Source organism: Solirhodobacter olei, assembly GCF_004010155.1.
Taxonomy (GTDB): domain Bacteria; phylum Pseudomonadota; class Alphaproteobacteria; order Rhodobacterales; family Rhodobacteraceae; genus Solirhodobacter; species Solirhodobacter olei.
Window position 1 is genome coordinate 1 of sequence record NZ_RRYH01000042.1, and the last position, 12,379, is coordinate 12,379.

Here is a 12,379-nt window from a genome sequence, read left to right on the forward strand (position 1 = left end):
CCCGCCGCTACCGTGGCCGACTATCGCGCCGCCGTTCTCAGTCTGATGGAGATCCAATTCGAGCGGCTGCTGAATTTTGCCGCTTGGTCGACCCTTGTAGCAGCGTCTTTGCGCTCTTTTTCAGATCCGTTAGGTGGTTCTACCGTGCTCATCATCCCGCTTCCTTCTTGAATGCAAAACAACCCAAGTCTTTGATCCGGCTTTCGACGCATCGCCCTCCGTGCGGAGCGTGCCGGGCAGAGCCGGGGGCACAACCGTGGCGGTTCGTGGGCCTTGTCCTGCAAGTAGGGGGTGCATGCGAAGTCTTTGAATTGGTTATGTTTATTTCTCGGCGGTACACGGTTAGCGTGATATTTCCAAGCGCGTATCTTCCATTCGTTGTAGATTCACGCCCATATCACGAATGCTTGATGTGGCGCGCTATGGAGCCCTCGCCGTAGGGTAGCGCGACCTGCAAAGCGCTCGCGCCGTACTTGATGCCTGGGCCTGCGAAGCGGCTGACCAGCAGCGCCAAGAGTGCCGCAAGTGCTGTCCTCGGTCGTGTAGCGGTGACCCGGCCTGGATAGAGGTGCTGCAGACTGTGCACCTATTTCCCGGGCATCAGTCTCGCAGTAGCTCTGTCCATGGATGTTGACCTGCACCTTGCCCCCGCGGCGCCGGAGGAGCCGGGGTTCAAAGCCTGTTGGTCAGAGGATCGCGCCACGGTTGAGAATGGCGAGAAACACCGAGAGATCGGTCGTCAGGCGGATGCGTCTGGACGGCAAGGGAGACCAGGCTTCATCGTCTGATGGAGGATCTGCCCTGGCTATCTCGATGCCGTCGCGTCGTGCAAGGCGGAGACATCGTTGCGCGGCTGAGGCTAGATCGAGGCGGCCCCAGCGGGACCGCCCGAGCAATTCAGCTCAGCCTGAAGCGGTCTGCAATCCAGGGGGGGTGCTCGTGGTTCCGGTCGAGGCGGAGCCTGAAGGCTCGGGCATCCCGGAGAGTGAAGCAGGACCGGTCGACGGTGCTGGGCCCTTTGTGGCGAAGTCGATCGCCTTGGAACGGGCCTCCAGTACTGTCGCCGGGACGGGTGCGCCGGGTGGGAAGGTGCCCTTGCCTGAGTCCTGCGGTGGCCTGACGATCACCTTGGTGCCGGAGTGGACCCGTTTGTAGAGATCAACGATGTCCTGATCGAAGAGGCGGATGCATCCGTCCGTCGTCGCGTGGCCGATCGTCCAGGGATAGGGCGTGCCGTGGATGCGGTAGAGCGTGTCTTTTCCGTTGCGGAAGAGATAGAGCGCCCGCGCGCCGAGTGGGTTCTGTAGCCCCCCGGGCATCCCATTGCGCCAGGGATCGTCGAGTTTCGGGGTGGTCTTCAGCATGTAGGGTGTCGGCGTCCAGCGCGGCCATTTCCGTTTGTAGGGGATCACCGCGTCGCCGGAGAAGCCGTAGCCCTGCTTGCCGACCGACACCTCATAGCGGATCGCCTTGTCATGGCCGAGTACGTAGTAGAGATGGAACATGCCGGGATCGACGATGATCGTCCCCACCGGCTGCGAGGTCCAGTAGGTGACCTCCACCCGCTTCTTCGCTTCTGAGAGATCTCGCGGCGGCACGGCCGGGATGGTCAGCTTGCCGTCGGGTTTCGCCCCATACATCGCGGCGAGGTCCGGTGAAAGCGTTTGCGTGGGCGGCGGTCTATGGCTCGCGCGGCTGACCTGAAAGGGTGAGGCTCCGCAGGAGGCAAGGAGCAGGACAAGCGGCATTGCAAGGGGCAGTGGATATTTCATCGGGTCTCCTTCTGAGGCCGGACACAAAGACTTCCGGCCAAACCGGACCGCTTGATGAACGGTCAGGCTTTGGATGGCCTTAAGGTGTCTCGCGTATCGGGACACCGACGCTGCTGTGGAGAAGAAGATCGCGCATCCTGATCATCGAGGATCATGAAATGCTTGTGAACGGGCTGACGGGCGGGTTTCGGCTCCAAGGGCTGGCACCCGAGGCAGTCGGCACACTGGCGGGCACGCACACCATACGCTAGCCATCGGCGCCTTCGATGCGTTGGCCCCCGACCGGATCCTGCCGGAAGGTTACGGCATCGATCCGCTCGCAGGCCCGCTATGCCGCTCCCAAATAATTGCCGCGGCGCAATCGGACCAAATCAACCCCCGAACTCTGGCGCCAGCAGGATGGATCTCGGGGTGCACAGCAGTTCCGGTGAATGTCCTGGCGCCCAGAGCTTGTCAGTCCGCCGCCCGAAACCGCCTCGTGAGGTTTGGGAGGGCATGCCTGACCCTCGACTTCCAGGATATCCCTATTGTGTTCCGCGCGTCGGGCGCGGAACCCGGGGGGATTCGGACAAGCCGAACGCCCCCGGACACATAGGCGGTCGGGCTTCACCCGCCCGACCCTCTTCCCATTTCGTCAGGGCCTCGCAGGTGCGAGGCCGTTAGGGGACCGCCGGTCCCCCGGATCAACTGGAAAATGCTGCGCCGCCTGCGGGGCCGTGTCCTCGCCCTGGCGGGCTGCGGGCCGCACCACCCCCTTGTCGGCTGGATTTTACAGTTGCCCGGTTCCCCCCCTGCCCTCGCCGGGAGGCAGTCCCCGGAAATGTGACGCGCCAAGGCGCGGCTCATTTCCGGCGACCGCTCCCAATTTTGGGGTTGGCGCCACTGACCAAGGGAGCGCCACAAATGGCCGACAAGTTTGACGTTTACAGCCATGTTACCTCTGAGATCGTCGCCGCGATGGAAGCGGGCACGCCGCCGTGGCGGCAGCCGTGGACCGGCACGACCGGAGGGGCGGCTTTTCCGCTTCGCTCAAACGGCGAAGCGTACCGCGGGATAAACGTTGTCCTGCTTTGGCTGACGGCCGCGAGCCGTGGCTACAGCTCTGCCCATTGGTTCACCTTCAAACAGGCCCTCGATATGGGGGCACATGTCCGGAAGGGGGAGAAGTCCGCTACCGTCGTCAAATACGGCACCTTTGAAAAGGAAGACGAGGCCGGAGAAACGCGGGCTGTGCCCTACGCCAAGGCCTACCGCGTCTTCAATGCCGACCAGATCGATGGGCTTCATGAGGAATATCACGGGGTGAAGGGTGTTGCGCCGCAAGACTTCGGAACGGAGCCGAACGCGGAGCTTGATGCGTTCTTTGCCGCGACTGGCGCCACGATCGAGACTACGGAAGAACCGAGCGCCTACTACCACCCCGTGCGGGACATCATCCACATGCCGCCGATTGTCACCTTTGCCGATGCTGGTCGGTACTACGCCACCTTGGCGCATGAAGGATGCCACTGGACGGGCCACAAGAGCCGCCTTGACCGGCTGGAGCTGAACCGGGACCGGCAGACCTATGCCTTTGAGGAACTGGTGGCCGAGATTGGGGCGTGCATGGTCTGTGCGACCCTTGGCCTTGTCCCCGACTTTGCGCAGAGCGCGGCCTATGTCGAGGGCTGGCTTAATGCGCTGAAGGCTGACGCCCGCCTGATCTTCAAGGCCGCCTCTGAGGCGCAAAAGGCCTTGGACTACCTGACCGGCAAGGCTCGGCCGGAAGAGCAGAGGGCGGCCGCGTGAGCGGCCCCATCCTTCCCATCAGGTCAGGAACGCCACCATGTCACACACCCCCGACAAAGCCCATTGCAATGAGATCACCGGGCACACTGGCTTCCGGCTGCGCCTCGGCCTCGGTCACCGGCACGAAACCCTGCCCGTTGAACTAATCCGGCATTCGTTGGCGCGGGACCCTGCGCAGCCTCGCCGCCTGTCAATGGGTCTGCATCACACATCTGACGCGCTACAACCTTGGCCTGTCTCAGTGTTCTGACGGCGACATCTTTGATGCGCCGGCCAGACCCTCGCCAACGCCAGCCACAGCGGCCGACTTTGGCGCGCATGCCAATGATCCCGCGAGATCGAGGCGGCCGCCCAGGCTGCTGCCCCAGACCAAAGACGACTTTGAAGCCATCGCGGAAATCGTCGGCTGCCAAACGCCGCAGGAGTGGACCTTGTCTCTCATCAAGTCTGCCGAACGGTCCCTGCCGCCAGCCATGAAAGGAACAACCATGTTCGACCCCCGGTTCCCAGACGAGCGGACCGAGCGGATTGCGACCCAGAACGACGCCTTCCGCAGGGCCCTTGGTACGACTGTTTTCAAAGGAGAGGAGATCGACGGCAGGGTCTTGGTGACGCGGTCTGTGCTTGCGATGGGCTCACAGTTCCTCGCAGACGTGACCCAAGCAGTGAAGGATTTCGACACGTTCACCGACGACAACGATCCGATGGCAGAACATGACTTCGGTATTGTGGAGGTCTCCCATGCTGGCCTTCGCCAGAAGGCGTGCTGGACGATCGATCTTGACGACGAGGACTTTGCGCTAGGCTCGGCTTGCCCTGAAGACCCGCGTCAGACACGCCGCGTTCTCACGATCATGCTCCCCGAGGACTACTGAACCCGACCTGGCCACGGCGCAGGCGTTGACCAAAAGGCCGTGCCCCCTTTCTGGGCCAAGGACCGGAAAGGGGCGAATTCATGTCTCGCAAGCTTCTGGACGAGCAAAGGGCGGGAGACCCTGTGCCGACGGGGACGGGAGGCGTCTCGGCCAAGGTCTACCTCCCCCTTATCGCCCAGCGTTTCGCTTAGGCGGTGACTGAGAGAAGGGGCGGTCCCCAAAGGGGGCGGCCCGTCCGGGAGCGTGGACGGATCATTCGAGAGACCGGCAAGAACCATCACCATGTGCGGCGTTCTGCATGCGCCTGGCCCTTCGCGGGTTCCGTTTCAACGATGTTGTCCACCTCGGCGGGGAGGCTTCCATCCGCGCGCCGTGGCGCGATCTCGGGGGAGGCCGGGCAGAATCCTGAGGCCACGTCTGTTGGGTTTCTGCACGTTCCATTCCTCCCGTTTCTGAGCGCGAAGCTCTTTGCTTGGGGCTTGGTCTTGAGGTCCGTCGGCGAAGCCGTCGAGGAGCGCTGTGTGCCTGGACCGGCCGACATCGGATCGAAGAAATGATGGAGGCGCGTTTATACATTCGATTGCATCGAATGTTTGAACCTCGTAGCGTTGGCGGATGGCGGTCTATTATTTCGAAGCGAATGTTGTTTCCGCGAGCACCGGAGCAAGCGCCGTCTGGTCCGCCGCCTACCGCCATGCGACCTCGATGACCTCGCTGCAGAAGAGCGTGGAGCGCGACTACAGCCGGAAGGCTGATGAGCTCGTGCACGAGGAGATCATTCTTCCCCCAGACGCTCCGGCCTGGGCGCGGGAGCGGTATGGTTCGCCGGATGTGGCGCGCGCCTCGGAGCGGCTTTGGAATGACATTGAAGGCCGGGAGGCCCAAAGCAGCCGGGCGCGGGTGGCGCAATTTGCGCGCTCGCTCACCATTGCGCTTCCGGTTGAACTGGGTCGCGCCGAGCGCGTGACCCTGATGCGGGAGTACCTGACCTCGACCTTCGCTGCTCGGGGCATGGTGGTGGATTGGGTGATCCACGACATTCCCGAGAACCCGCATGCCCATGTGATGCTGTCACTGCGGCGACTGGAGGAGGAGGGCTGGGGTTTAAAGGAACGTGGCTGGAACGCGCGGGAGTTCCTGGTGGACTGGCGCCGGTCCTGGGCCGACTTCGCCAATATGGCGCTGGAGCGCGCCGGGCATGAGGCCCGGATAGATCATCGCACGCTGGGCGAGCAGGGGATCGAACTCGCGCCGGAGAGCTTTAGCCCTTATGTGGCCGCTCATGCCGAAGCTGCCGGGGTTACCGCGCGGGGCAAGGAGCGGGCCGAGGCCGCGCGAATTGCCAACCGGGATTATCTCCTCGCCCGGCCGGAGCACATCCTGGTGGTTCTAAGCGCGAAGAAGACTGTCTTCTCGGCCGAGGACATTCGCAAGGAGCTGGCGAAGCGGCTCAATGTCACCATCGGCGGACAGGCCCATGACCTTGAGCCAGAGGCGTTTGGTGACGTGCTGGATAGGGTTCTGGGTGCGCGCGAGCTGGTGCAGATGGAGGAGGTCGGGCCGCGCGGCGAGGCGCTTTTCTCGACGCGGAGCCAGCAGCTTGTCGAGGCTCGGATGCTGCAGCAGGCGATCGAGCTTGCCGGCAAGACAGTGCCGCTGGCGGAAGGGCAGGGGGCCGAGGCTCTGTCCGAGAACCTGAACAAGGGTCAGGCGGCGGCGGTACGGGCGATGGTGGCGCCCGAGGCGCTGACCCTCGTCACAGGCCATGCCGGCACTGGCAAGACCTTCGCCATCGCCGAGGCTGCGCGGGTTTGGCAGGAGCGCGGCTTCGAGGTTCTGGGCGGCGCGATCTCAGGCAAGGCTGCGCAGGAGCTTGATGGCATTGTGGGGTTGAAGGCTGCGTCCTTGGCCGCCTGGGAGAGCCGCTGGGCCAACGGCCAAGTGCCGGAGGGGCCGTTCGTCTTCTTCATGGACGAGGCCGGCATGGTCGGCAGCAACTCCTGGGCGCGGGTGCAGGCCCACATCGCCGACATGGGCGGCAAGCTGATCGCGGTTGGAGATGCCGAGCAGCTGCAGCCGGTCTCGGCCGGATCGGCCTTCAAGGTCATTCAGGACAAGATCGGTAGCGCGGTGATCGATTTTGTCCGGCGGCAGACGGATCCTCTGGACCGGCTCGCGACCCATGACCTCGCGATGGGTGGGAAGAGCGTGGGCAAGGCGCTCTGGCATTACCAGGCTCAGAAGAAGATCACCTTTCAGCCGTCCGCTTCTCATGCGGTCGAAGCCATCGTGGAGCATTACTTCACCGGCGATGCGTTGGAGAGCAGGATCGCGCTCGCTCATCGCAACGCGGATGTGGACGCGTTGAACCGCGAGCTCAGGGCCGAGGCGATCCGGTTGGGTGTGGTCGATCCGGAGAGCGTGCAGCAATACCCCCGGCCGCAAGCGGCGGACCTCCTGGAAGCAGCCGAGCCGCGGCCGCCGCTCGAACTGGGGCAGGGGGATCGGGTGCGCTTCACCCGGCCGGAGCGGGAGGCCTCGGTTCAGCGCTCCGCCTTCGGCACAGTGCTTGCCGCCACGCCCCCGCAGATCGTCGTGGCGGTGGACGGCCGGGATGATCCCGTGACCCTCGATCCGGCGAAGTTCCTGGATCTCGACTACGGCTATGCGGCGACGATCCACAAGTCCCAGGGTATGACCGTGGATCGCGCCTTCGTCCTCGGCTCGGAGACGCTGAACCAGCATCTCCTCTACGTGGCTCTCTCTCGGCATCGCGATCATGTCGAACTGCATATGCCCTTCAGCAAGCGTGTGACGGGCATGGCCGACCTGATCGCCATCGGTCAGCGCAAGGGCTACATGACCCTGACAGATGGGCTGGACGGCTTCGATCCCAAGGCGCCGTTGCCGTCCTCGGTGCGCGCGCTCTTCGACCAGCTTCCCGAGCTGGCGAGGCGGGCCGATGTCGTGGCCTCGGCCGGGCCGTCCGAGCGCTCCTCCCAGGTCGATGACGTGGAGCTGGTGCAGGTCGCCACGCGCACGGCTGGCCTTCTCTCGGCCGACTTCGTTGCCGGGCAATCGCCGCTGACGGCCGAGGCGGGCGCGGCCGTGGCGGCGCCGCAGGCGGTGGTCGAGGATCTTCTGGCACACCGATCGGCCATCACGGCCGAGGACGTGGCCCGCGCGATCTCCCGCGAGGTCCGCGATCCCGAGACCTTCGTGCGGCTCTTCTTCGAAGCCATGGCGCATCCCGATCTCGTCGCTATCGAGCGGGGCGGGAGCCGGGGCGACAAGCTCTACACCACCGCGGCGCAGGTTCTGGCCGAGGCCGCGCTTGCCGATCGCGGCGCGCGGCTGGCGATGCGTCCGGACGCCCGTGCCATCCCCTTCGCGGCCCGGGATTACAGCCTGAACGCGGCGCAGCGCGCGGCCCTGGGCGAGGTCTTGCAGGGCAGGAGGCTCAGTATCCTCACCGGCGGGCCGGGCAGCGGCGTGACCTGGACGCTTGGGGCGATCCATCACGCCTACGCACGGGCGCAATGGGACGTGATCGGGGTGGCCGCGACCGGGCGCGGGGTCGATGCCCTGCGCTCGATCGCCGGGCTCGATCCGATGACTGCGACGGCCTTTGCGGACCGGGTGTCCTCGGGCAGCCTTCACCTTGGCCCTCGGAGCGTCGTGCTGGTGGATCAGGCCGAGCGGCTTGGGGTGCGGGCGCTCGACAGGCTGGCTGAGGCGGTCGAGATCGCCGGCGCGCGGCTGGTGCTGGCGAGCAGTGCCCCGGATCAGGATCCGCTGGAGGCCGGGGCCGGGTTGCGGCTTCTCTCTTCGCGTCTTGGCGCAGCCGAGTTGACCGTCCTCGAGCGTCAGCGCGATCCGGCCGACCGGCTGGCGGCCGAGCTGCTTTTCGCCGGCGGGGCCGAGGCCCGCCAGGCCGTCGCCCATTACATCGCAGCGGGCCAGGTGGTGGCGGCCGAGCGCTCCGAACAGGCCATCACCGCGCTGGCCGAGGGTTTTGTCAGAGACCCCGCATCCGACAAGCTGGCGCTGGCGCTGTCCCGGGCGGATGCCACCGCGCTCAATCAGGCGATCCGCGCGGCTTTTCGGGCGGAGATCCCGGAAGCGGAGCGGCCCGCTGAGCAGCACTACGAACGTGGGGAAGGGCAGGGGGCTCTTGTGCTCGCGGCCGGGGACAAGATCAGCTTCGCGCGGGGCCTGTCCGAGGTCGGGCTACGCGCCGGGGCGCAGGCCGAGGTGATCGAAGCGAGGGAAGACGCCGCCATTGTTGGCATCGGGGCAGGGGAGGCGCGTCAGCTTCTGCGCCTGACCCCGGCCGATCTGGCGGGAGCCGATTACGCCTGGGCCACCACGATCCACCGCGCGCCGAGCGAGGGCGTGGTTTCTGTCCATGTGCTCGCCGAAGGCGGGCTCGATCGCGCCTCGGCGCAGCGGGCCTTCACCCGCCACACTGACAGCCTCGCGATCTACGTCCCGCGCGGGGAGGGGAGGGCGCAGGAGTATCTGTCCGATCTCGTGACGCGCGAGCGGCCGAGCCACAGCGCGTTCGACGCGATCACCGACAAGACCGACGCCATCCGCGCCGCCTTCGAGGCGTCCGAGAAGCCCGAACGGCGGCTGCTCTTCGAACCGGCGCGGCGCGCGGTGGGCGAGTTCCTGGAGCGGGTCGGGGCGCGCCTCGAGGGTGCGTTCGGAAGGGCCCAGGTTCATGAAGCGCCGGAGCGAACCCTCGACAGTCTCGCGCGGACGCTCATCGACCGGGCGATGGTGCCTTATGACGCCGTGGACGATGCCTTTCGCCGGGATCCGGCCGTGTTCAGCAGGCTGGTAGACGTGGACGTGGCGGGACGGGATCCGGGCGCCACCGAGCAGGGCCGCGATCACCAGATGCTTCTGCGGAAAGCCTTTGAACTCCGGGAGGGCCGGGCGCCGTCGAAGGAAGAGCGGGCCGCGCTCGATCGGGAGGCGGCCGTCCTGACCTCCCCGACCTTCTACCGGGGCCTGGTCGCACCGCTCTCTCCTGAGCAAAGGGCAGAGGTTCGCCGCCTGACCCGTGAGCTGGCCAAGGCCAGTCAGGAGATGGACTACAAACAGCTCCCACCGCGAACCCGCAACAGGTTTGCCGTGTATGTCGCGCTCGACGCAGCCGGCAAGCATGAAGCGCGCGACCTCTACGGCCGGATGCTGACCGAGACCTCGCGCTACATTCTGGCAGAGCTGGGCAAAGACCGCGGCGTGAAGTCCGAAATGGTCCGCGACGTGATCGAACAGCGTAAGGAGCTTTCCATCGGCCGGGACGCTGCCCTCGGCCGCGGGCACGGCCGCACGCTGCAACAGCCCGACCACGACAAGGGAGGGATTGATTTTGGCTTCTAGGCTCGCGCTCGGCCTCGGCGGCGCCATTTTCGCGCTGGCGCTCGCTCTCGGCCTGGCCGGCTGGCGCTTCAATCTGACGCCTTCCGTCCGCGGGCTGATCTTCCGGCCAATTACCGCGCAGATAGCTGTGGGTCGCTACGTGGCGTTCTGCCTGCCCTGGACCTCGGCCGAGCTGCCCGAGAGCAGCCACACGGATGTGCCGGTATGTACCGCTGACCACCCGAACCGGGTGAAGCTCATCAAGCGCGTCGGCTTCATTGAGCCGGACGGTCGCCTTTACGTCGAAGGCAGCAACCCGCGCTCATATGATAGCCGCTACTACGGGCCGATCCCGAGAAGCGCCGTCACGACCGTTATGGCGAGGGTCTGGTAGGGCAGGCCGTGCAATGTGACGAGCATGCCTTTTGGTCCATGGATGGCTCTTTATCGAGGCAGGTGGTCTCTTCTGCCAGACCCATACGCGCTTGGTATTCTTTCGTGGAAGCACTCAACGTTCGTGGCCTGGCCGGTCTTGTCTCGTCCGTCGGGTTGTGGATGGGCGCCCGCAAACTTCGAGCCGGATCATAGGCCAAGGCGCTGCATGTACGAGTTGGACACGGCTCTTTCGATGCGGGCCAGAGCGGAGCCGAGGCGAGGTGGGACTCGGTGCGCGATTATATGTGTAGTCTGTTCACAACAGCCTCCCGCGCTATCTAGACTGCAAGCCTGACGAACACAGCGAAGAGGTTTGGCCATGCGCCGTGTCGCACTCCTCCTATCGGCGCTTGCCTTCATTGGGTCCGGAGCATTGGTGAACGCAAAGGACGGCCCGCCTGCCGCTCTGCCCGATCTCGGGGCCGTGCACGCAACGCGCGCCGAGCTCGCCGCGGCGCAGCCTGTGACCGCAAAGCATGCGATGGTGGTCACTGCCCAGCATCTGGCAACGGAGATCGGTGTCGATATCCTGAAGAAGGGGGGTAATGCGGTGGATGCGGCAGTTGCGGTCGGCTATGCGCTTGCCGTCGTTCACCCTTGCTGTGGCAATATCGGCGGGGGCGGGTTCATGACCCTGCATCTGGCCGATGGCCGGAACCTGTTTCTTGATTTTCGGGAGAAGGCACCGCTCGCAGCGACGACGACCATGTTCCAAGACGCAAACGGAAACGTGGTGCCGGAGCGAAGCCGGTCCTCCTGGCTCGCGATCGGCGTGCCCGGGACTGTCATGGGGCTCGACGAAGCCTTGACCACCTATGGCACGATGAGCCGCGCGGAAGTGATGGCTCCGGCGATCGCGCTGGCTCGGAAAGGTTTCGTGCTGAATGCTTCCGATGCCCATATCCTCGCGCTCCGGGCCAAAGTCTTTGCCAGCCAGCCCAATGTTGCTGCGATCTTTCTGCATCCCGACGGCAAGCCCTATTCGGCGGGGGAACGCCTCGTTCAGCCGGCGCTGGCCAAGACGCTCGATCTGATCGCCAGGAAGGGCCCCGACGCGTTCTACAAGGGCCCAATCGCCCGGGCCATTGTCGCGGCCAGCCAGCAAGGCGGTGGGCTATTTACGATGAAGGATTTTGCGGACTATTCCGCGCCATGGAGCGCGCCGGTCACTTGCCGCTATCACGGCTACCAGGTCGTCTCGACCCCGCCGCCGAGTTCCGGCGGCACGACAGTTTGCGAAATCCTCCAGATCGTCGCGCCCTATCCCTTCGCGAAGTGGGGCTTCGGCTCTACGCAAGTTACGCATTATCTGGTTGAAGCGGAGCGCTGCGCTTTCGCCGACCGAAATACTTATCTCGGCGATCCGGCCTTCGTTACAAACCCGATTGCGAAGCTCCTGTCGGCAGACCACGCCGCGAAGATCCGGAGTGAGATTGCACCGGACAGGGCCACGCCGTCGTCAGAGGTGAAAGGCAGCCTCGGTGCCGACGAGGGCCAGCACACCACGCAGTATTCGATCGTCGACGCGCAGGGTAACGCGGTCTCGGTCACCTATACGATCAACTTCTTCTTCGGCACCGGCAAGATCGCCGGAGACACCGGCTTCTTCCTGAACAACGAGATGGACGATTTCACATCGAAGCCCGGCGTGGCCAATGCCTTCGGTCTGGTGCAGGGAAAGACCAACGAGATCCAGCCAGGCAAGCGCCCGCTTAGCTCCATGACGCCAACGATCGTGCTCAAGAGCGGCAAGCTCTTCATGGTTACGGGGAGCCCCGGCGGGTCGACGATCATCTCGACCACGCTGGAAAGCATCCTCAACGTCGTCGATTTCGGGATGAACATGCAGCAGGCGGTCGATGCACCGCGCCTGCATCACCAGTGGCTACCCGATATCGTGACAGTCGAGCCCGGGTATCTGAGCCCGAAGGTCAAGGTGGCACTCGAAGGGATGGGATACACGTTCAGGGTGCACTCCCCCTGGGGAGCAGACGAAGCGATCCTGCGCAATCCTGCGACGAGTCTTCTAGAAGGCGCTAACGACAACCGCCGACCGTCGGGACTGGCAGCCGGCTATTGAGTGCCGGGCTTGCCAAAGGCGAACCCCGGGTTGCCAGAAAGCCGGGCGACGTAATG

At 64.9% G+C, this 12,379-nt stretch carries 6 protein-coding genes; 5 read left to right on the forward strand and 1 reads right to left on the reverse strand.

Annotated features, from left to right (window positions below):
- Positions 1-902: 902 nt before the first annotated feature.
- On the reverse strand, positions 903-1,772 hold the full coding sequence (locus EIP85_RS20555) for a L,D-transpeptidase (protein ID WP_127904095.1): 870 nt from the start codon (positions 1,770-1,772) through the stop codon (positions 903-905).
- A 903-nt stretch (positions 1,773-2,675) separates the two neighbouring features.
- On the opposite strand from EIP85_RS20555, the gene EIP85_RS20560 reads away from it, so the two are divergent.
- From EIP85_RS20560 to ggt, 5 genes are all read left to right on the forward strand, one after another.
- On the forward strand, positions 2,676-3,560 hold the full coding sequence (locus EIP85_RS20560; RefSeq protein WP_127904096.1) for an ArdC family protein: 885 nt from the start codon (positions 2,676-2,678) through the stop codon (positions 3,558-3,560).
- A 431-nt stretch (positions 3,561-3,991) separates the two neighbouring features.
- Positions 3,992-4,435 (forward strand): DUF3768 domain-containing protein, encoded by a 444-nt coding sequence (locus tag EIP85_RS20565; protein ID WP_127904097.1) that lies wholly within the window; start codon positions 3,992-3,994, stop codon positions 4,433-4,435.
- Positions 4,436-5,050: 615 nt separating this feature from the next.
- Complete coding sequence (locus tag EIP85_RS20570; protein WP_127904098.1) at positions 5,051-9,829, forward strand: AAA family ATPase; 4,779 nt, start codon at positions 5,051-5,053, stop codon at positions 9,827-9,829.
- Positions 9,819-10,202: a S26 family signal peptidase gene (locus EIP85_RS20575; protein ID WP_164871834.1), complete on the forward strand. Its 384-nt coding sequence runs from the start codon at positions 9,819-9,821 to the stop codon at positions 10,200-10,202. Before EIP85_RS20570 ends, EIP85_RS20575 begins: the two co-directional genes overlap by 11 nt.
- Before the next feature lie 360 nt (positions 10,203-10,562).
- Positions 10,563-12,323, forward strand: coding sequence for a gamma-glutamyltransferase (ggt, locus tag EIP85_RS20580; protein ID WP_127904100.1), 1,761 nt, complete (start codon positions 10,563-10,565; stop codon positions 12,321-12,323).
- Positions 12,324-12,379: the final 56 nt, after the last annotated feature.